This window comes from Halobaculum saliterrae, from assembly GCF_009831625.1.
In the GTDB taxonomy this organism is placed as follows: Archaea; Halobacteriota; Halobacteria; order Halobacteriales; family Haloferacaceae; genus Halobaculum; species Halobaculum saliterrae.
Genome location: NZ_WUUS01000012.1, coordinates 42,095 through 60,093 on the forward strand (window position 1 = coordinate 42,095; position 17,999 = coordinate 60,093).

Annotated in this window: 25 protein-coding genes; 4 read left to right on the top strand and 21 right to left on the bottom strand. The window is 60.2% G+C overall.

Annotated features, from left to right (window positions below; translation table 11 throughout):
- The 7 genes from GRX01_RS16870 to GRX01_RS16900 all read right to left on the bottom strand — a co-directional run bounded on the left by GRX01_RS16870 (window position 1) and on the right by GRX01_RS16900 (window position 4,518).
- Window positions 1–492, bottom strand: a complete 492-nt coding sequence (locus GRX01_RS16870) for a hypothetical protein (protein WP_159670617.1) — start codon at window positions 490–492, stop codon at window positions 1–3.
- Between the two features lie 104 nt (window positions 493–596).
- The gene (locus GRX01_RS16875; protein WP_159670426.1) at window positions 597–1,013 is read right to left on the bottom strand and encodes a hypothetical protein; all 417 of its coding nucleotides are present in this window, start codon (window positions 1,011–1,013) and stop codon (window positions 597–599) included.
- A gap of 74 nt (window positions 1,014–1,087) precedes the next feature.
- Window positions 1,088–1,750 (bottom strand): DUF6735 family protein, encoded by a 663-nt coding sequence (locus tag GRX01_RS16880; protein WP_092907631.1) that lies wholly within the window; start codon window positions 1,748–1,750, stop codon window positions 1,088–1,090.
- Window positions 1,751–1,817: 67 nt separating this feature from the next.
- A complete protein-coding gene (locus GRX01_RS16885; RefSeq protein WP_159670429.1) occupies window positions 1,818–2,198 on the bottom strand; it encodes a hypothetical protein in 381 nt (126 codons plus the stop codon).
- A gap of 89 nt (window positions 2,199–2,287) precedes the next feature.
- Window positions 2,288–2,476, bottom strand: coding sequence for a hypothetical protein (locus tag GRX01_RS19250; RefSeq protein ID WP_049933880.1), 189 nt, complete (start codon window positions 2,474–2,476; stop codon window positions 2,288–2,290).
- Between the two features lie 139 nt (window positions 2,477–2,615).
- Window positions 2,616–3,497 (bottom strand): biosurfactant protein 1, encoded by an 882-nt coding sequence (locus GRX01_RS16895; protein WP_201289628.1) that lies wholly within the window; start codon window positions 3,495–3,497, stop codon window positions 2,616–2,618.
- Between the two features lie 94 nt (window positions 3,498–3,591).
- Window positions 3,592–4,518 carry a transcription initiation factor IIB gene (locus GRX01_RS16900; RefSeq protein WP_159670620.1) on the bottom strand — a complete coding sequence of 309 codons (927 nt, stop codon included), beginning with the start codon at window positions 4,516–4,518 and terminating at the stop codon, window positions 3,592–3,594.
- A 172-nt stretch (window positions 4,519–4,690) separates the two neighbouring features.
- Between GRX01_RS16900 and GRX01_RS16905 the strand changes: the two genes are divergently transcribed.
- The gene (locus GRX01_RS16905) at window positions 4,691–5,245 is read left to right on the top strand and encodes a hypothetical protein (RefSeq protein WP_159670434.1); all 555 of its coding nucleotides are present in this window, start codon (window positions 4,691–4,693) and stop codon (window positions 5,243–5,245) included.
- A gap of 101 nt (window positions 5,246–5,346) precedes the next feature.
- Here GRX01_RS16905 and GRX01_RS16910 read toward each other — a convergent pair whose 3' ends face one another.
- The 6 genes from GRX01_RS16910 to GRX01_RS16940 form a co-directional block, all read right to left on the bottom strand.
- The gene (locus GRX01_RS16910; RefSeq protein ID WP_159670437.1) at window positions 5,347–6,579 is read right to left on the bottom strand and encodes a hypothetical protein; all 1,233 of its coding nucleotides are present in this window, start codon (window positions 6,577–6,579) and stop codon (window positions 5,347–5,349) included.
- 48 nt (window positions 6,580–6,627) lie between these two features.
- Window positions 6,628–7,254: a hypothetical protein gene (locus GRX01_RS16915; RefSeq protein ID WP_159670440.1), complete on the bottom strand. Its 627-nt coding sequence runs from the start codon at window positions 7,252–7,254 to the stop codon at window positions 6,628–6,630.
- A gap of 241 nt (window positions 7,255–7,495) precedes the next feature.
- Window positions 7,496–8,362: a DNA-binding protein gene (locus GRX01_RS16920; protein ID WP_159670443.1), complete on the bottom strand. Its 867-nt coding sequence runs from the start codon at window positions 8,360–8,362 to the stop codon at window positions 7,496–7,498.
- 740 nt (window positions 8,363–9,102) lie between these two features.
- Complete coding sequence (locus tag GRX01_RS16930) at window positions 9,103–9,633, bottom strand: hypothetical protein (RefSeq protein WP_159670446.1); 531 nt, start codon at window positions 9,631–9,633, stop codon at window positions 9,103–9,105.
- The gene (locus tag GRX01_RS16935; RefSeq protein ID WP_159670450.1) at window positions 9,630–9,860 is read right to left on the bottom strand and encodes a UPF0175 family protein; all 231 of its coding nucleotides are present in this window, start codon (window positions 9,858–9,860) and stop codon (window positions 9,630–9,632) included. Before GRX01_RS16935 ends, GRX01_RS16930 begins: the two co-directional genes overlap by 4 nt.
- A gap of 140 nt (window positions 9,861–10,000) precedes the next feature.
- Window positions 10,001–10,255 carry a hypothetical protein gene (locus GRX01_RS16940; RefSeq protein WP_159670453.1) on the bottom strand — a complete coding sequence of 85 codons (255 nt, stop codon included), beginning with the start codon at window positions 10,253–10,255 and terminating at the stop codon, window positions 10,001–10,003.
- Between the two features lie 243 nt (window positions 10,256–10,498).
- On the opposite strand from GRX01_RS16940, the gene GRX01_RS16945 reads away from it, so the two are divergent.
- Window positions 10,499–10,858 carry a hypothetical protein gene (locus GRX01_RS16945; protein WP_159670456.1) on the top strand — a complete coding sequence of 120 codons (360 nt, stop codon included), beginning with the start codon at window positions 10,499–10,501 and terminating at the stop codon, window positions 10,856–10,858.
- Window positions 10,859–10,876: 18 nt separating this feature from the next.
- Here GRX01_RS16945 and GRX01_RS16950 read toward each other — a convergent pair whose 3' ends face one another.
- Window positions 10,877–11,698: an IS5 family transposase gene (locus tag GRX01_RS16950; RefSeq protein WP_159670459.1), complete on the bottom strand. Its 822-nt coding sequence runs from the start codon at window positions 11,696–11,698 to the stop codon at window positions 10,877–10,879.
- A gap of 251 nt (window positions 11,699–11,949) precedes the next feature.
- Between GRX01_RS16950 and GRX01_RS16955 the strand changes: the two genes are divergently transcribed.
- Complete coding sequence (locus GRX01_RS16955; protein WP_159670462.1) at window positions 11,950–12,504, top strand: redoxin domain-containing protein; 555 nt, start codon at window positions 11,950–11,952, stop codon at window positions 12,502–12,504.
- 182 nt (window positions 12,505–12,686) lie between these two features.
- On the opposite strand, the gene GRX01_RS16960 is transcribed toward GRX01_RS16955, so the two are convergent.
- Window positions 12,687–14,573, bottom strand: coding sequence for a PAS domain S-box protein (locus GRX01_RS16960; RefSeq protein WP_159670465.1), 1,887 nt, complete (start codon window positions 14,571–14,573; stop codon window positions 12,687–12,689).
- Window positions 14,574–14,720: 147 nt separating this feature from the next.
- Entirely contained in the window at window positions 14,721–14,963 is a 243-nt protein-coding gene (locus GRX01_RS16965) for a HalOD1 output domain-containing protein (protein ID WP_159670622.1), read from the bottom strand.
- A gap of 122 nt (window positions 14,964–15,085) precedes the next feature.
- On the opposite strand from GRX01_RS16965, the gene GRX01_RS16970 reads away from it, so the two are divergent.
- Entirely contained in the window at window positions 15,086–15,346 is a 261-nt protein-coding gene (locus GRX01_RS16970) for a MarR family transcriptional regulator (RefSeq protein ID WP_159670468.1), read from the top strand.
- 2 nt (window positions 15,347–15,348) lie between these two features.
- Here GRX01_RS16970 and GRX01_RS16975 read toward each other — a convergent pair whose 3' ends face one another.
- The 5 genes from GRX01_RS16975 to GRX01_RS16995 all read right to left on the bottom strand — a co-directional run bounded on the left by GRX01_RS16975 (window position 15,349) and on the right by GRX01_RS16995 (window position 17,786).
- Entirely contained in the window at window positions 15,349–15,858 is a 510-nt protein-coding gene (locus GRX01_RS16975) for a hypothetical protein (RefSeq protein WP_321168184.1), read from the bottom strand.
- Window positions 15,855–16,454 (bottom strand): DUF7437 domain-containing protein, encoded by a 600-nt coding sequence (locus GRX01_RS16980; RefSeq protein WP_321168185.1) that lies wholly within the window; start codon window positions 16,452–16,454, stop codon window positions 15,855–15,857. The genes GRX01_RS16975 and GRX01_RS16980 overlap by 4 nt, the downstream gene beginning before the upstream one ends.
- 48 nt (window positions 16,455–16,502) lie before the next feature.
- Window positions 16,503–16,838 carry a DUF7558 family protein gene (locus GRX01_RS16985; protein WP_159670471.1) on the bottom strand — a complete coding sequence of 112 codons (336 nt, stop codon included), beginning with the start codon at window positions 16,836–16,838 and terminating at the stop codon, window positions 16,503–16,505.
- Window positions 16,838–17,128: a hypothetical protein gene (locus GRX01_RS16990; protein ID WP_159670474.1), complete on the bottom strand. Its 291-nt coding sequence runs from the start codon at window positions 17,126–17,128 to the stop codon at window positions 16,838–16,840. Before GRX01_RS16990 ends, GRX01_RS16985 begins: the two co-directional genes overlap by 1 nt.
- 217 nt (window positions 17,129–17,345) lie before the next feature.
- Window positions 17,346–17,786, bottom strand: a complete 441-nt coding sequence (locus GRX01_RS16995) for a hypothetical protein (RefSeq protein WP_159670477.1) — start codon at window positions 17,784–17,786, stop codon at window positions 17,346–17,348.
- Between the last annotated feature and the right edge of the window lie 213 nt (window positions 17,787–17,999).

Here is a 17,999-nt window from a genome sequence, read left to right on the forward strand (position 1 = left end):
TCAGAAGTGGACGTCAGCGGGCAATATCCAGAGCTCTTCACTCTCATCGAGGAGTCGATCCAACTGTCCACGGTGGCGAATGCCGGTTCCGTGTTCGGTGTACAGGAAGATCGTCGGACCGTCGTACGCACCGACCTGGTGGAAGGCGTGCCGGGCGAGGTCCTCGTCGCGCATGATCTCCTCGTCGGAGAGCTCCTCGATGGCCTCTTTCACCCGATCGAGATTACGCTCGAATTCCTCCTTCGTCGCCTCCCACCCACGCTCGAGGAGATCCTGGCCGTCATCAGAGTCGACCGGGGCGGCAGTCGGCAGCTCTCCCCATCGCGCCTGCCCGGCAACGGACGTGTCCTCCTCGTCGAACGTGACGTAGTAGTCGAAGACCGCGCCGGCGTGTGGGTCCGCGCCGACCAGGCGGTCGAACACCGTCTTTCCGGTGGCCAGGGCGTCGTCATGCGTCGATGCCTCTACCAGTGCGTAAATCACCATGTGCATTTTGAACACCTCGGAACGCCGACGCACCAGGTGTCGTTGCTCGCTCCAGCTGCGCCGGCACCCATCGCCGGCGCTCGAAAAACTACTCTCGTGACGGGGGATTCTCAGGTTTCGTCCGCTCGTTCGACAGTGATGGTCAGGTCGCCCGATTCGTAGTCGGCCTCGAAGTCGACGGCGAACGCGTCCGCCTCGTAGGCGGCGTGGTAGGCGCGGTGCCTTGCGAGCGAGCCGGTGGCCTTGAAGTGGAAGAACGCGGCCGCCGTGTAGGGCTTGCTCTGTGTTTCGACCTGCGACTCGACGGATGCGGGGAGCGCGATCTGGGGCGTTGCCGTGTCGATACTCGCAGCGAACTCCTTCGCTTCCTCGACAGTTGCTTGCGAATGGGCCGGTGTCTCGCCGGTGAGCACGTTCACCGGGGTTTCCGTCTCGTCGGTGAACAGGACGTCTTCGAAGGTGTGTGTTCCGAGGATCGCCTCGGGATCCAACTCGCAGTCGTGAAACGGGTCGTCGTCTGAGGTCATCGAATCACGAGCCTATGGCGGGGCTCACACATTCCGACCCCTGAAAAACAGCAGCTGCCACGAAGCAGATCGACCTAGGAGTGGTTCAGGCTCGCCTTCTCGAAGGGTGATTCTCCGGTCGGAATGAGCAGCTCCTGTCGGTCTCCGACTCGCTCGGCCAGCTTCCGTTTCAGGTACTGTCTCGCCGTCGACGGCGTGAAGACGCCCTTGTCGAGCATGTCGCCGACGACGTCTTTGAGGGCCGCGAACTGGCCCTGCAGGTGGCCGTCGCCGACCGGCTCGCCGTCGTACCAGCGCACCGTCGCGAGCGCGCCGTTCCCGACCGTCTCTCCCTGTTCGACCGTCTCCGAGTCGTACTGGAGCCCGAACCACAGCGTCCGATAGGCGGTCACCTCGAACGTCGTCGACACCACGAAGAACGCCTCGTGGTGGAGGTAGTCGAGATGGTCCGCGACGATCTCGTCGAGGGTGAGCCCGGTGGCGCGGGGCTTCGGTTCGACGACCGTCGACGGCCGATCCTCGCCAGCGAGGTAGCCGTCGACGGCATCTGCCTCAAGGCCATCGGCCAGTTCAGCCAGCAGCTGTTTCGCCCACTTGGAGTCGGTGTCGTCGCCACCGAATGGCGACTCAGCAGAGATTCGGTGCTTGAGCTTCAGATTCGCAGCGCCCCAATGAGAGTAGTGGAGCGTGTATTGTCCGTCTGTGCGTTCGTACGCAACGAGTGCGCGATGTCCCATCGTGCAATCACCTCGCGGGACGACCGCGACTGGATCGCCCCGCACCCCTCCGGGGGGACGAACAACACTACCCGTCGATCGGCTCGAGGCAAGTGAGGTCCGCGTGGAGGACCTCTCCGTCGCGAACGACGTACCGCTTGGCCAGGACGGGGAAGCGGCACTTGGTAAACCCCGCTGTCTGGATATCGAGTTCCTCGTTGGCTTCGATATGGTCGGCGAGTTCTCGCAAGAACTCGTGGGTTACGATGCCACCCTCGTAGTCCGGGAGGCCGTTCTCCCGCGCCTCGTACACCTCGAAGTCGTCGTACCCCCAGATAGTGAGCTCCCCCTCCTCCGTGACCTCCCAGTCGAGCGTCCCGAAGCAGTAGCACTCACAGAGCTCGCGGACTGCCTGCGGATCCGATACGATCGCGCCGGTCGATGTCGTCGCAGCTTGTAGTGTCGCCATGTCTGGATCTCGCGGGGAAGCCCCCGCACCCCTTCTGGGGGGCGACAAAATAGGCTCATCAGCCCTCTGTAACCGGGTCGGAGACGCCGTTACGTGTCTGCTCGGGCGTCTGTCCCGTCGCCGTCGGCTGGTCGAGTGAGAAGGCTCACCTCTTCCAGGAGAGCTCTTGCTCTCTCGACTCGTTCCTGATCTGCATCGTCCAGTCGGTCGATATCTAGGCGATTCAGGTTACTGAGCACGCAATGCATCCGGTAGCCCTGTTTGAACTCTTGCTCCATCGGAAGCGCCTCACCGCTCGCCGGCGCAGATAGACTCCCCTTCGAGACTGGCGTCGGGCTTGCAGGAGGTCACGGTATTAACCACCGAAACCCGGAGCCATCTGTAGAGATGTTGGTTAATCGACGCCCAGCACTGCCCCTACTCGAGACTGGGTCCGTAGCGAGCTGCGCCACACACCTGGCACTCCCAGATCGGTTGTCCCGACCACGCCTCATCCGGGACCGACTCGTGGGTCTTGAACCGATGGGCGGTCGCCCGTCCACAGTCTCGACAGTCGAGGTTCTGCGTCGTCGGTACCGACGACACCTGGCGATCAGCCGCAGCCTCGCCTTTGGATTCGGTCAGTGCCATCGCTGGAACCAGCCACACCGCGTCATCGGCGTCGTCGCGGACCTCAGTGAGCCGTGATGCGTCGCGGATGCCCTCCCCACGCTGGTCGTAGAGCCGCGTCGGGGCCTGCTCCTGACGCTCCGACGCTCCCTGCCCATGCCACCCAGCCCGGTCACGGGCGGCACTGAGAAGCCGCTCTCCCTCCTCTGACGACACCTGTACCGCGTCGGGGAGTGAGGGCCATTGCTCGGACAGCTGGCGCGCCGGCGCCTCGTCGAGATCGTAGATGAGCGTGTAGTCGTCGACGGCTGGCTCCGACTCGCTGGCAGAGAGGAGGTTCGCCGCGGCGCCGCCCTTCGCAACGGCTCCGTAGAACGTGGTCGACTCGACGATCAGGTGGACGATGCCGAGGAACGTCGTCGACGCTGGCTCGTCCGTGCTAATGGCATCACTTCCGAGATGGTTGGTGAGGCAGAATCGGCACTTTGTCTGGCCGTCTGGGACTGACGCCCCACAGGACCGGCACTCACCGTCGGTTACCGTCGGCGCATCGGGGTAGCCACCAGAGCTCGTCGCGACGCGTTGCCGTCGGGGGTCACCTTCACACCCCTCGTCCAGCCTCGTGTCCGGAATGTGGGACGCCTCCCCGGTCGGCCGCAGTTCCTCAAAGTCGGAGTAACGACCGTTCATAGAGTAGTCTACAGAGAACATGGCTCGTCTTCGTGTTTAAATCGTAGCGTGGATAGAACGATGTACAGTACAGACGGAGAGACAGTGATCTGCCTCAGGCGACCTGTTCCTCCAACGTATCCCGGTGTGCCCGGACGGTCGCCTTCGAGGCGTTCGCCACGTCCGCGGCCTCGGATTGCGTCAGCCATCGGCCCCCTTCGCGACCGGCCTTGTAGAGGCAGGCTGCGGCGAACCCGGCCGGATGAACGCCCGTCGTGACGCCTCGCTCCTCGGCCTGTTCCGCGAGGGCTCGGGCCCGCTGTCGGATTTCGTCCGGACACTCGAGGTCCGAGGCGAGTCGTGGTACGAACATGCTTGGAGAGACGGGCTCGGCAGGGAGGCCCAGCTCTTCGTTCAGCGTTTTGTACGCGTTCGTGACCCGTGACTCCGCGACGCGGGCCATCTCGCTGACATCGTCCACTAACCGCGAGAGGCCGTTGCACCGGCAGGCCCCGTAGACGCTGGCCGCGGCGATGGCCTCGATGGATCTGCCTCGAAGCAGATCCTCGTTCTGGGCGCTCCGGAAGAGTTGGCACGCCTGGTCGCGGACCGAATCGGAGAGCTCGAGCGCGCTCGCCAGCCGACGCACTTCGCCCAGGCCGTGGGCGAGATTCCGTTCCGCTTTCGACCGCCAGCGGCCACGGGTCTGCTCACGACGCATCCGCGCGAGTCGCCGTCGCTTCTGCCCAGAGATCTCGTTCCCGTTCGCGTCGGTGCCGCGACCGATTTCCGTCGACAGGCCGCGATCGTGGCGAGCCGCAGTGAGTGGGGCGCCCGTTCGCTCGCGCTCCTTGTCGTCGTACGCCCGCCACTCCGGCCCGTGATCGATACGCTGTTCTTCGATGACCAGGCCACAGTCCTCGCAGACCGTTTCGACCGCGTTCGTGGTGACTCGGCCCTCGCACTCGGGGCATTGGTTTGCACTCGATTCCGTTTGGACGTCTTCGTCGAATCCGCTTTCGTAGATGTCTCTGGTTGCCATCGTTCTCACCGTGTTCAGGGAACTCGCCAGTACAGTGAGCCCCTCACCCATCGAGGGGATGATAGAAACCAACCCTCACATCGGCCGTGGGAAAATCTGAAACGAAGTCAGACCTATTTCCGATATTCTCCACGGAAGAACATTGAAGTGGAATGTAGTCGAATTCGTGGCCATGCTAGACATACGTGGATTACTGAAGTGGTCATACGGTTTCGAGCGACGTCACCACATCCTTGTGGGTGCTGCAGGCATCGGTGGGATCGATCTTTACTTGGCGAACCTCAATGGAACCGTCCACCCGATACTCGCGTTCCTCGCTATCCTCTCACCGTTCGCCGCACTAATCGCACTCACTAAGTCGCCCATTGATGAGTTAACAACGCTGTCAGTTTGGGCCCTTCTCGCACTATTCGGTGGTGGAGCGATCAAACTGTTCGTCCATCCCTATATCGCACCAGGTATGACACTCGACCAGTTTACCGCAGCGAACCCAGTAGGAATGGCGATTACAGTAGTAACTGCTGTTGCTATGGTGACCCTTATTGAGGCGGTGATGGTGTTCCTTGGTAAGAAGATATATCACCGGAAGACCGGTGGCTCCGGTGGTTCCGCAGACACACCCGAAGAACGGGTGCTTACCGAAGAAGAGTATGAGGACTTCGAGCCAATTGAATACACCAAGAGGATCCTCAACCGAATCACGTCTATCTCTCTCAGCGGAGTGTAGCCTGTCGAATCCTGACTTCGCTTCAGTAATTGTACTCCGACACCGCCAACTACAGGGCACGTCTGGCGAATTCGTTTCCACCCGATTGATGAGAAGCAGCATTAGTCATCGGTCAAAATCTCGCGAAGACCAGGAGTCATCACGGTAGCTGCGATACCGGAAAGGGTCAAATCCTGGGTGAAGTAGTAGGACAAACCAACCATAAGACCCCCAATTACAGACTGCTGTGCACCTTTGGGCAGCCCGTTAAACCAAGCACGAGCGGGTCCAGTGCCCAGGATCGACTGAACCAACATCGCCGGGATCTCGAACGCCAGTTCCGTCGAGAACGCATCTGCCTTCGGCACCGCGGCATCCATCGTCGCATCAGCAGGCCTTGTCGTCGAACCTGACGATACCGACGTCTCCAATGATTCTGCCTCAACTGTGGTCGTAGAAGCCTCAGCAACAGCTGGAGTTCCGGTGGCGGGAGGACCTTCGACTCCCCTGGCGACAGCAGCGGCATTGATCGCAGGCTGAATTGAAGCAAGATCAGCGAAAATTGGCTCTGGAATCCGAATGTCCGCCATCGCATCCGAAAGTACCCCTGTGATTGCTGAGTTCACGATGGACTGCTGTAACTGGAGCTGTTTCGTCATATCCGGTAGACTGGCAGCGACTAAAGACGAAACCAAACGCTCCTGCCGAGCAATCATTGGCTCCGCGATGCTCGTGATCATACTCGCTTGCTGAGCGGCAATAGGTTCCGTGATATTCGCGAGGATACTCGCCTGACTCGCGGTGAGCGGTTCCAAGATACTCTTTTCGAACCCCGCGATCGCACTGGCAGCCAATATCGATTCTGTAGGAAACGTGAGGCTATCTGCTATCTGCTCACCAATCTCTGCAAAGTCCACCGCTGGTGGTGGGGTAGATGCCTCTGGGGGCTCTCCAATTGGCTCTTCGTCTAGGTTATGCTCTAGGTAGATCGCCCCAACGTACTCCCGTAGCAGATCTTCGATTGGCTCTTCCTCGTCATCATCCAGCTCTTCAGTAACGTCCTGGTCAAGCGAGAAAAACGCTCGGCCAGGCGTCGACGCTTTCACTGCCACTTCCTGCGGAGGCTCCTCAAAAATCAATCGATAGACTGTAACGGCCTCACTGATGCGTTCCTCGGGACGATTCAGCTCATCAGATACAGCGTCAATATCCTCCAATTCCCGGTAGAGTTCGCCAGCTTCACGGATGGATTCCACCCACTCGAAGGAAACTTGCTCCCGGCGCTCCCTTCGCCGTTCCTCAATCGACTCCATGAACTCGTCAAAATTAAGTTCCTCAGCCTCTTCCTCAGCCATTCTTACAAAGCAGTTAGAAATACGGGACCATCAAGGCCCCGCTGAAATTTAGATATCCGGCTCTGACAACGGGTATGGGAGCTGTTCAAGGAATCCCTCATCAGCGACCACGATCCCACCATAATCTCGGAGCCGGCACTCATCCTGGTAATTCCCCCACGCCTTGATTTGGTATATTTCAGGTTGACCAGTCGTCCGACCGTGGCTCACGAACTCCACGTTCGCCTCCTCGATTTTATCGGTTAGTGGCCCAAGCCGTTGCGTCACCTCCTGAGATTGAGGCAACGTTTCAGCATACGGCATCACAGTCCATAACGCGTCTTCGTGGTGATCGAGCACTGGGACAATTACGTCCTCCAGTGGTGCAAAATCGGTTAAAATGATCTCGTGCCAATTCGACATCCAGCCCTCCGTATACTCTTGGGGATATAGTGCCTCATCCGTCCCAGAGTTCCCGGATTCAGGGAGAGCGAACTTTACTACGAGGCGGTCGACCCCGTCTGCTACTTTGGACGGAATTTCATATACTGCCCGGCTATTTCCCTTCTCCAAGTACCGGAAATGCTCATTCAGTGTTTTATGTGCCCGCTCAAAGTCGTCCTGTTCATGGATTATCTCTGCCACCTTGTCGAACAGACTCTGGAACGAATCGTCGACAATACCTGATGGTTCCATATTACCGAACGATATCTGCTGCCAGAAAGTAAACCCCGAACACTTGTCTTCTCTTTCCAGATCCGACTCAAGTCACCTGGATGGTCACTCCTTCACAAGGTTTCTGGACTGGATAAAAAACCGGTTCTCGAGGTTGTGGCTGCGCGCGCAGTGACCGTAGGGAGCGAGCACGGAGCGGAGGGTGGGGCGGCGGGGCTTGGGCCGGTCCGGCAACAGCAAAAAAGAGGGTTGCCTCGACTGGCTATTCTTCCCACCACCGACCGCGCTCTGGGAACTCGATCCGAGACCACCCGGTCAGCGCGATTGAGCACCGACCTTCGTACCAATTCTTGGCTGCTGCCCGGAACCGCACTGTCTGACCTTCACGCACCACCGTCTGCCCGGATTTCTCCCAGCAGGTGAACTTGATTTTCCCGCTATCATCCGCTATCAGCCCGACTTGCTGGATGCTCGTTGAGGAAGGCTCCCAGAGCGTCTCGATCGTTCCTTCGACCGTCACCTCCCCGACCGGGACGTCCGGCACATCCGCGATGGGCACGATTGCCCCCGGAGCCGCCTTCAGTTCCTCGAGGGTCTCCAGCACTGCCTTCGTGACGTCCCGCCCGCGCGCCACCTTCTCGGCCAGCTGCTTTGCGACGACCGCTCTCGACCAGCCGCCCTGCACTTCGTCGCTGATCCGCATCGCCTGCTTGTTGACCGCCGCGAGTTCGTCTTGCGTCAGCTCTTCTCGGGGATCCGTGCGCTCCGTCGGCGCCGGCTCGTCACGGCTACACAGCTCGCTGACGGCCTCACGCGTGCGCTGCTCCCGACCGTCCTGCGTCCCGAGTTCGGCCTGGGCACTGATGCGCTCCAGTTCGGCTTCCCGCGCCTGAATGCGCTCCTCCTGTTCGAGGGTGACGCCGTGAATCCGGTCCTCGCTCGTGTCCGCGATCCCGTCCGGGTGGTTTGCATCCACCTTCGCCTGCGTCTCCTGCTCGACCGTCGCCTCGAACTCCGGCGTCTCGTCGACGACCGGGAAGCCGTCTTCATCGACCGCCTGCTCGCCCGCTTTCTCGAATGCCTGTTCATCCACCGAAACGACCTTTCCGCTTGCGTTGTTACTAGACATTGGAATCACTCACAAGGTGATTTCCGACGAAGGCGCTCACGCGCCGACACCGCGATGCTCCTACATCGCGGTTTTCCGACGAGAACGATCGACAGAACCATCTGCGCGCTCTCGCTCGCGCCTTCGCGAGCGCCCTACCGGGCGCGAGCGAGAGCGCGCCTGCATGAGGTGGCCCCAACCAGCACCGCGCGCCGACCCGCCCGGAGCGAGCGGCCAGCGCATTCCCCGTTCGCCGCGACGCAACCACGTCCGTCGCGGTCGGCTTCGCCGAGGTCCGCAGGACCCGAACGGGTGAAGCGCTGGCGTCGAGGGCACATTTACTTTAGCCCGGCAGTCCGCCCGCTACTGCAGGCAGACCGCCCGGAATGGTCGGTCGCGAGCGACGCGGAGGGCGGAACGCGGCGAGCGGTGCGAGCCGTAGAGTACCACATCAGCCAACCGATGGAGCGCGTTGATTCCACAAGGAACCCTGGGCGGGACTGAAAGGGGCCGGACGCTCGCCGTGCCCCGACGACGCAAGCACCGCAGGAACGAGGCGCGCAGCGAGTCGCGGCCGTCGAGCGTCCGGGGGCTTTCGAGGTGACCACACCTGTCGCTAGACGCTGTGTGTCCTTCCAGAGGACGTTCGGCGGGAACTTCGGGGCTTCTCTACGGCTACCCGAAACGTATGATGGTTCCAGCACGATCAAGCAGCATATCCGTACTGCCCTCCGCTCCTGTGCTATCACGAAGACGGCTGGCTATTCTTCGAAGTCCTCAGGAAAAGCCGCAGTCACGCTGTCGACCGGCGCGTAGTAATTCTGCTCGTCGATCCACGTCGTGAGCCATTGATCCGCTGTCTCGACGGTCAATTCATCGCGAACGACCCCACGAACCAGCAAGCCGATCGATCCGGTGAGCGCAATGTCGTACTCGGTTGTAAGCGATCGGGCGGGCCCGTCATCCGTTACGAGCGTCCCGTCAGCCGTGTGCGCAGCCACCAGGGCTTCGGCTTCGCCGGGATCGAGGCGGGTCTGTACCTTCGGATAGTCCTGCTGGAGTTGTTCCGGTGCGGTCTCAGCAATTTCGATCCGTCCCGACTCAAGAACATCGAGGGCGTGCTCTAGATACGCATAGCCGACCTCACGGCCCTGCTCCAGTTCGTCCCGGACAGCGGGAACTGTCTGGAGGGTATCAAGCGTCGTTGTGAGCCAGGTGACGGAGTCAGTGCTCGCGTAGTTACTGAGTACTGTTGCGTCGAGGACAACAGGCCGCGAAAACGGCTCGCTCATTCAAGATCGAGCGCCACATCGACTTCGTCTTCGAGTTCGTCTATGGATTGCGGGCCGAGTCGCAGCTCAACACCGGCTTCTTGGAGAATTTCCTCCATCTCCCAGCGAGTCACGCCGGTCCGCTCGGCGGCCTTGCCGAGTGAGATCTCGCCGAGGACATAGAGCCCGATCGTGGTCGCGAGCTCCTGTTTGTCCTCGACGGCGTTGCGGCGGCGATCAGTAGCCATGGAGTCTACCTGAACAAAGGGGCGGTGGGCTCATTAATGTGTCTCCATAGGGGGTTCGGCCGCGAGCAATGCGGAGGGCGGCAGCGGCGAGCGGGGCGGGCCGGTAGTACTCAGTCGAAAAGAGACGTGTCCACTCAGCCTCACGAGGTCCAGTGGAGCGAATAAAGGAGATACAGGCTACAGAGGCTGATGAATGCGCCCAGAACAATGAGACCGAGCGCACCGAGTCCGGAACCGGCCACTCCGAACTGGATCGCTTGGGCGCCCACGAGGACCGTGAAAATCGCAAGGACGCTCCAGAAGATGGTGGAGAGGAGCGAGTGGCCTGCTCGGGCAATCGCGTCCTCGACAGCCTCACTGAGTTCAGTTTCAGCCGTCTCGGGTTGGTCAGTCATATTGGCTCTTAATCGTTGTCGGAGGAAAATCTTTGTGTGGAAGACCGTGCTTCAGGGTGATCAGAACGTCCCTTTGGTTAGTGTCCGGCCACTACGATCATTATAGACGACAGCGGCTCTGTTGAAATCCTATTGGTTCGACACCTTTTCCACTAAAACAGCTGTTAGGTAGGACCGCGTATCGACCGCTAAAAGCTCTATAATACCCATAGTGTTTTGTGAATATCTGGTGAAGTGTATGGTATGAGTGAAGAAGAACTCGATCCGGTCGAACAACTTCGTCGAGTCGGGATCGGACTGGTACTCGGTGGGCTGGCCTTTGGTGGGCTGTCGTTTGGTGTCGATGCGGTTGTGAGTGGTATCGTGCTTCTGGTTGCTGGTATCATCGTCTGGTGGGGTGAATATCGCCGGGAGTTGACTGTCGGGATTGGGGTCGGAATCGGGGTGGCTGGACTGGTCGCTCTCATCGACGTAGGAACCGACACCGGCTTCAATGGGCTCCGGCTAGCAGGATTCATTGTTGCGCTCGGTGTCGCGGATTACGTGCTTGCACCTGTCTACGGTAAAATCCAAGACGCCGGTGAACGGGCCAGTAACCGGTAAAGACTCTATACTGAACGTTCAGAGCGCCTTGTCGATGTTATGAGTGAGACAGCCGACAACGAGTTCACGAAACTGCTTCCACCAACGTCGTGAGCGGACGAATCCGCCATATTTCCGTTTAATACGAGAGTTCACCGTCTCGTTCTGACTCTGTTGCCCGTAGATGTCGGCGTCTAGCCGAGCGTTCCACGCCTTGTGGAGCGGCGAAAATTCTCGATGTTTGATGACCGGACGAATACCATCTTCACGAGCTAACGTGCGAATCTTCTGGTCGTCGTATCCCTTGTCACCGAGGAGAATCGCTACTTCATCGGTATTCCGCTGGATGAGCGACGGCGCGATCTGTGAGTCGTGCTTTCTGGTCGTAGTCACGTGTAAGTCGATGATTGCGTTCACTCTCGTGTCCACGAGAAGTGTAACTTTCAACTGTTGAATCGTCAGCTTCGTTCGTTTCGTGTAGTGTTTCGAGGCGTGACTGCGGTCGAATCCAGAGACGTCAATCCCGACGACACCGTTGGTTGGGAGAAGCGTGACTGAGAGATTGAGAAGAACCCGCCAAACAGCCATACCAAGGCGGTTAAACGCCTTACACAATGTCGAAGGAGACGGGAGTTCCTCAAGATCGATGGCTTTCCGAATGCGGGGCATCTCGATGAGTTCGTCGAGAAGCGTCCGGTACGTCGTATTCTTCCGCACTTTGAGACAGAGGAGAACGATGTGCTGGTGGAGTGTGTACCGCCGTTTGGAGAACTTCGAGGAGTAGCGAGCGACAGCTCGGCGTGCCAAGTGCATCGCTTGCTCAACGAACCGGAGCAATTGCGATTTCGGGAGGGCTTCCATTCGGTCAATCTACCGGACGTTCCTGTAACTCCTTGAGGATTTCAACAGAGCCGATGGAGCCTTAGAATCGTTGCTGAGCGAACTATCCTAACGTCCGGCGGTTTGGACGGCTGAGGTTTTAAATGAGGGATATCCAGCACAGATGCGCTCAGTGTCCATCGCAAGTCTCGATCAGTTCGGTCAAGTATTTCGACGTAGACCGCCACGGAATATTTCAGTATTGAACTCTCAAACAATAGTGAACAAATAGCATGGTTACTGAAGGAGATTCCGCACCCACGTTCACGCTCCCGGGCATCGCTGACGACACGTTCGACACGTTCAACCTCACGGACGCGACTGACCAGGGTCGTGCCGTGCTCCTCTTGTTCTATCCCTTCGATTTCAGCCCGGTCTGTACGAACGAATTGTGCGCGATCCGCGATGCCGAATGGTTCCAGTTCACCCCACAACTCGACGTGTGGGCAGCATCAGGGGATAGCGCGTACGCACATCAGGTGTTCGCTGAAGAATACGGGTTGAAATTCCCACTACTCAGCGACAGTCACGGGAGTGTCGCCTCCGCATACGACGTGTGTTACGATGAGTGGGAGAACCACGAGTGCGTCCCGAAACGTGCCGTCTTCCTCATCGACTCCGCACAGACGATTCGATACGCCTGGTCAACTGATGACGCCCTCGAGAAACCCGACTTCTTCCCAGTGAAGGCGGCCCTCGACAAACTGACCGAGGAACGAGATGGCTTTGGTGCCGAGGACGTCGAGCTTATCGTCGAATACGAAGATACCCCAAGTCAGATTTCCTGACCGGCCGCATGCTCTCCTCCGAGGCGGGCAGTCGTTGAGAAACCGACTAACTACGTCTTGGAGCGGGCGCCATCCAATCAGCATATTGGGAATTCGCCGGATGGGTGCCTCGCACGGTCGCGGGACGTCGAGCGGCCGAGGGCTTTCAGATCCCTTCCTCACGCTCTCGATATCGCGCCGAATTAGATTCCTGAGATTTCGAAGCGGGCACCGCCATCACGACCAGCTGTGACGTCGATTTCCCATCCGTGGGCCTCGACGATTCGTTTAACGATCGCGAGCCCGAACCCGGTGCCGTCCTGGTTGGTCGTGTACCCACTCTCGAAGATGTCCTCTCGTTCGTCCTCTGGGATACCCGGGCCGGTATCCTCAATATAGAACCCCCCATCGAAGGCCCCGACGCGAACGGTGACGGTATCGCCCCCGTGTTCGATCGCATTTCGATACAGATTCTCGAACACCTGAATGAACCGACTGTGATCCGCGTCGATCTGTACAGTTGCCTCGACTTCAAGGGCCGCATCGTTGGTCGCCACGTTGTTCCAGGCTTGCGTAGCGACCGTACGCAGTGCCACTGGCTCCGTTTCGCCGACGGCATCGCCTTCGCGAGCAAGTGTCAACATATCCTCGATGAGTCGTTCCATCCGATCGAGGGCGCGGTCGATGGCGTCGACGTGGTCCAGTTCGCCAGTCATCTGTATGAGCTCCAGGCGACCCTGGGCGACGTTCAAGGGATTTCGGAGATCGTGCGAGAGGATGCTGGCGAACTCTTCGAGTCGGTCCCGTTCGCGTCGAATGGTCGACTCGGCCTCGATGCGCTGGAGTGCTGTCGTCACGTGTGTCGCGAGCATTTCGGCGACCTGTTCATCGCGTTCGGAGAACGCTGCTGGCTCGTGAGCAAACGCTTGTACGACCCCGTACTCTCCGAGGGGGATACTCAACAACGATCGTGGCTCCGCTGGATTCGCCTCCGGCTGTGGCCCCCCGTCCTGGAGCGGGGACTGTGCTGCCGAGCGCGTATCCGTCAGGTCATCCAGACGGAGCACCGCACCCGACTGGTAGCTCTGCCCCGCGTAGCCGAGCGTTGCGGACACGGGCTGACACTGGTTGTGGAGGTCGTGGTCCGAACTGGCGGCCGGCACGAACTGGTCTCCGTCCGCGATCGCCACGCGGGCGACATCAGCTGGAAAGACGTCAACGGTCCCGTCTGCAGTGCGTTGGTACACCTGCTCTTTGGACGCTGCCTTGGTGATCTCGGTTGCAACCTCGTGTAACTGCGTGACTTTCGACGTATGGTCCCGAAGCTGCTGCTCGGCTGCTTTCCGATCGGAAATATCCTGAATGACGCCCGTGAAGAGGTGGTCGTCGTCGACGACGTATTCGCCGAAACTGATTTCGACGGGGAATTCTTCGCCGTCGGCTCGCAGTCCGGCCAATTCGAGGCCGTCACAGTCGACGGTTCGGGCACCTTCTGAGAGGTATCGAGACAGCCCCTTGAGATGCGCCTCACGGAACCGAGTGGGCATGAGCTTCGTCAGCGGTTCCCCGACAAGGTCTGTTGTGGGATAGCCGAAGAGGGCTTCGGTCGCATCGTTCGCGTACCGAATCGTACTCGTCTCATCGATCGAGATGACTGCGAACGACGAGTTCTCTGTGAGCGCCCGGAAGCGATTTTCTGAGAGTTCGAGTTGGTGTTCCCGCGCTTGCAATCCCGTTGCATAATAGCCGAGAAGCACACCGGCGGTCATGAAAATCCCAGCGCCATTGAGATTCAACACGACCGGCTCTCCGGATGGGGCCTGTTCCAGCGAGATGATGAAGACGAACCAGAGATTGACAGCTACGCCGACGATGCCACCACCGAGTGTCCACTTCGAAAGCTGTCTGACACGGGGTGTTGGAGTCGTTCTGGCGAGCCATATCCCGCCGAGGATAAGTCCGATTCCGACGACGAACGGTAGCACTACCTCAATGAAGTCAATAAGGGGATCATCGGTGTCTGCCGCGGCTCGGGCGAGCGTGAGCAGGAGAAGCACAACCCCAAGGATGGTGACCGACCATTGACTCACCGCCCGAGACCAATCCCTCATCTGGAGGGTATATCAGATTCCAGCTTCATAATTTGCCTGATTGGGAACCGTACGTGATTCCAAGCCTCACGCCAGCTACAACGGGAATTGAATGAATCCGGGAGTCGATATTCAACGGACGGCATGTTATTGGTCCTCTGCGTGTCCACCTTGGGAATCTACGATTTCGACACCATCGCCTGTAACTGCGAGCTGAATCCCCTCAACAGTCACACGAACTTCGACGGCTCCACTGGATCCGGCTACCAGTTGCTCAAGTGCTTCGACGTCGATATAGTCGTGTAACTGGTACTGGTCGCGATCCACTCCACACGATTCCAAGGCCTCGATGATCTCTACGGTGAGTGTTTGAGTCGAGGACTGGGCCATCTCAATACTTGCACAGTAGGGCGGGGAGCCGTTAAAAACGTTGTGAGTCAACTATAGTTGCTACTCGCTCCTCTAATTGACTTAGCGCGTTTGGGATAGCGTCGGCGCAACCACAAGCGATTATGCGCTTTGACGCCGACTGGATGTCTCGCGCCGATGACCGCATTCTAGAGCATCTTACTGACGACGGACCCGATACCCCGAAAGAAATGGCTGACAGCGACCGCGTGCGATTTTCCCGGCAACACATCAACGCCCGTTGCAAGACCCTCGTCAAATACGGCCTCCTCGTCCACCTCGGCAACGGCGTCTACGACATCACTCGCCAGGGAGAACAGTATCTCGCTGGCGACCTCGACGCTCGTAACCTCGCCCCCGAATAGGGTCAGCTGTTGCCGCCGACTAGGTCCTCGATGAACCGGAAGCCGTTCACGAACGTCACCGAGTCACCGTACCCCTCGCTCGCGAGCACGGTTTCAGCGCCTTCGCCGGCCGCGATATCCGTTGTATAGATGTACACCTCCATCACCGCCCCCGCGCTGAGCTCTTGAGTAGCAAGGGCCGCAAGTGCGGCGTCCGCCCGTTCGACCTCGTCCGCGGGCCGGTCATCGGCGTTCGCGATGTACCGCTGGACGCCGTCCATCACCCGGGACACGATGGGCTCCGAAAACTCAAGCGGCGCCGCCACCGTCGCCCATCCCTCGTCGATCGCGGCGTCGACTGGCACGTCCTTGACGTCGGGGTCGTCGACGGTCAGCTCCTCGTACACCCGTTCGGGCAGGACGAAGGTAACGTCGTTCCGGCGGGCGAATCGCCGCACTGCTTGGTAGCGACTGTTCGACGGCTGTCCCATCGCGACAAACAGGCCGGTGTCGGCGATGTGGAGCCGGCTCACGCGTCGTCAGCGGAGACGTCGTCGTCGATATCCAACTCCTCGAGCGACGCTCCTGCCGCCTCGATGTCGTAGTGCTCGTGGACGACGGGCCGGAGCGCTTGGAGGATCATCTCCGCGGCCAGCGGGGAGATATCGAGGTCGTCGGCCATCAGCCGGTGGGTCACTTCGCCGCGTTCGCGAGCGACCGCGTAGGTAAGCGCGGTCGCGAGGCCGGCGACCCCGTGCCGGTCGATGTAGGTGTCGATGTCGGCGTCCGTCTCACGGCGGCCGACGGCGTCGATGAGCGCCGGCGTGATCGTGTACTCGCGGTCGCCCGCGGCCGTCGTCACGGTCAGATCGATTTCTCGGGCGGCGTACCGGCGGGGCTGGTCGTCGTCGGTGACGTCGACGACGCCGGCGTCGACGAGCCGGTTCACGTAGCTGTAAGCTGTCCCCTGTGCGAGCTCGAGGTCGTCCATCACGTTCTGGACGGTCGCCTTGCCCTCCCGAGCGAGGTAGGCGTACAGCTGGGCGAGCTGTGGCTCCTCTAGCAGGTCCGCGACTGAGAGGAAGTCCCGGACGATGTCGCCGTCGGCGCGATTTGAGGTGCGTGACACGGTGGTTCTTGATTACAGTTTACAGCGAAACAGTAAAGAGTGTTTGGGTCACTCCGCCGGCGTCGCGACGAGATGCTCCTCGAGGTCGCGCGTCCAGTACGTCGCGAGCCCGCCCGGACTACAACGGGCGCACAGCTGCAACGGGCCCTCCAGATGCCCCAGTTCGACACGGAAGCGCGTCAGCGCGGCGAGGGCGTCGACGACGAGCCCACAGCCGTCACAGGCAACGTGATCGCGCTCGTCGGGATCCGGCTCCGTCTGAATCGCGCAGTCGACACAGATCGGGTGGGTGACCCGCTCGTCCTGCCCCCAAGTGTGGGCTTCGCCAGTCTCGGTACCAGGGGGCGCGTCGCAGAACGCACAGCCGACGAGGGTCTGCTGCATCACTCACCCTCCCCGTCGGCGTCGCGGTTGGCCATCCAGCCACGGTGGAAGACAGCCAGTTGTGTCGTCGAGTCGAACGTGGTGCCGCTCGGCTCGTGAACCAGAATCTGGTCTTCGGGAACTGGACTGACGATGTCCGCGTCGATGAGCTCGCTGACCAAGTCCTGGGCCGTCGTGTCGTCGACGTCCGCCGTGTCGACGCTGGTGGCGCCGCGGTCTTGGGCGAGCTGTTCTTTCTCGAACTGTTCGTAGTCGCGACTTGTGTCGTCGTGCGGATCGGGACCAGGCATAATGGGTCACGCAGCGCCCGCTGTTGCGCGCTGCACGCCTCCTGGCGCAGACAAACAGCTCATAGCGTACAGATTCGGCACCTCCTCGGATCGCCCGGCCGCCAGGATACACTCACTCGAGGAGTCGGCGGTGGGTGGGGGCGAGGGAGTGGAACCAGCCCCAGAGTTAACCAACACTGGGTCGTTATCGGTTCGGAATGTTGGTTAAGTCTAGCCGCTACAGCGTTCGGAGCTCTCGAACTGGCTTCACGACGAAGGTATCTGGCTCGCTGGCTGCTTCTTCACCTGCCCGCTCCGCCGTCGTTGATGCCGACCGCGTGAGCTGAGTGATGAGCTCGTCGCGAACGGTTCGTCGAGGGACGGTGGTCTCGTGCCAGCCCAGCCGGTTGTCGAAGTGCCGTTTCTGGAACTGCTCGCCGACGTCGTCGGCGGCGACGTACTGCGTCCGCGTCGACCGTCCGACCTGCCGGGAGATGAAGACGGCCCCCACGGTTTCGTGCGTGAGTTCGACGAGAGCACACTCCACGAGGGCGACGACCGACGCGTGATCTCGGTCGGTCGGAACTGTCATCTCGAGGTCTCCCCACGGCGCCTGACTGTCGGGGGTGGTTCCTGCCTGATGCGCTGCTCGTGACTTGCTGCGTCGTTCCGAAGCCATCGTCTATCGGGGGCACGTGATGCGCCCCGTCACCCCCTCGCGGGGGGCAATAGACACCACCGAAACGCACCCCGTCAACCTATGCGCTACATCTGATACTTCCGCGACTCCGCTACCCCTGTGACGGCCCCTCGGCCTGAGAGAGCCGGCGGCCTTCGCACACTGCATATCGCCTCTTTCTTTGGACGAAACCCGCGATATGCAAGACGATAT

Bases quoted from the DNA above. Each gene is read 5' to 3' on its own strand.
- GRX01_RS16915 (WP_159670440.1), bottom strand. From the start codon at position 7,254: ATGGAACCATCAGGTATTGTCGACGATTCGTTCCAGAGTCTGTTCGAC.
- GRX01_RS16905 (WP_159670434.1), top strand. From the start codon at position 4,691: ATGCTAGACATACGTGGATTACTGAAGTGGTCATACGGTTTCGAGCGA.
- GRX01_RS16875 (WP_159670426.1), bottom strand. From the start codon at position 1,013: ATGACCTCAGACGACGACCCGTTTCACGACTGCGAGTTGGATCCCGAG.
- GRX01_RS16885 (WP_159670429.1), bottom strand. From the start codon at position 2,198: ATGGCGACACTACAAGCTGCGACGACATCGACCGGCGCGATCGTATCG.
- GRX01_RS16950 (WP_159670459.1), bottom strand. From the start codon at position 11,698: ATGGAAGCCCTCCCGAAATCGCAATTGCTCCGGTTCGTTGAGCAAGCG.
- GRX01_RS16895 (WP_201289628.1), bottom strand. From the start codon at position 3,497: ATGAACGGTCGTTACTCCGACTTTGAGGAACTGCGGCCGACCGGGGAG.
- GRX01_RS16995 (WP_159670477.1), bottom strand. From the start codon at position 17,786: ATGGCTTCGGAACGACGCAGCAAGTCACGAGCAGCGCATCAGGCAGGA.
- GRX01_RS16935 (WP_159670450.1), bottom strand. From the start codon at position 9,860: ATGGCTACTGATCGCCGCCGCAACGCCGTCGAGGACAAACAGGAGCTC.
- GRX01_RS16920 (WP_159670443.1), bottom strand. From the start codon at position 8,362: ATGTCTAGTAACAACGCAAGCGGAAAGGTCGTTTCGGTGGATGAACAG.
- GRX01_RS16965 (WP_159670622.1), bottom strand. From the start codon at position 14,963: ATGGCCCAGTCCTCGACTCAAACACTCACCGTAGAGATCATCGAGGCC.
- GRX01_RS16900 (WP_159670620.1), bottom strand. From the start codon at position 4,518: ATGGCAACCAGAGACATCTACGAAAGCGGATTCGACGAAGACGTCCAA.
- GRX01_RS16945 (WP_159670456.1), top strand. From the start codon at position 10,499: ATGAGTGAAGAAGAACTCGATCCGGTCGAACAACTTCGTCGAGTCGGG.
- GRX01_RS16880 (WP_092907631.1), bottom strand. From the start codon at position 1,750: ATGGGACATCGCGCACTCGTTGCGTACGAACGCACAGACGGACAATAC.
- GRX01_RS16970 (WP_159670468.1), top strand. From the start codon at position 15,086: ATGCGCTTTGACGCCGACTGGATGTCTCGCGCCGATGACCGCATTCTA.
- GRX01_RS16870 (WP_159670617.1), bottom strand. From the start codon at position 492: ATGCACATGGTGATTTACGCACTGGTAGAGGCATCGACGCATGACGAC.
- GRX01_RS16940 (WP_159670453.1), bottom strand. From the start codon at position 10,255: ATGACTGACCAACCCGAGACGGCTGAAACTGAACTCAGTGAGGCTGTC.
- GRX01_RS19250 (WP_049933880.1), bottom strand. From the start codon at position 2,476: ATGGAGCAAGAGTTCAAACAGGGCTACCGGATGCATTGCGTGCTCAGT.
- GRX01_RS16910 (WP_159670437.1), bottom strand. From the start codon at position 6,579: ATGGCTGAGGAAGAGGCTGAGGAACTTAATTTTGACGAGTTCATGGAG.
- GRX01_RS16930 (WP_159670446.1), bottom strand. From the start codon at position 9,633: ATGAGCGAGCCGTTTTCGCGGCCTGTTGTCCTCGACGCAACAGTACTC.
- GRX01_RS16990 (WP_159670474.1), bottom strand. From the start codon at position 17,128: ATGCCTGGTCCCGATCCGCACGACGACACAAGTCGCGACTACGAACAG.
- GRX01_RS16985 (WP_159670471.1), bottom strand. From the start codon at position 16,838: ATGCAGCAGACCCTCGTCGGCTGTGCGTTCTGCGACGCGCCCCCTGGT.
- GRX01_RS16955 (WP_159670462.1), top strand. From the start codon at position 11,950: ATGGTTACTGAAGGAGATTCCGCACCCACGTTCACGCTCCCGGGCATC.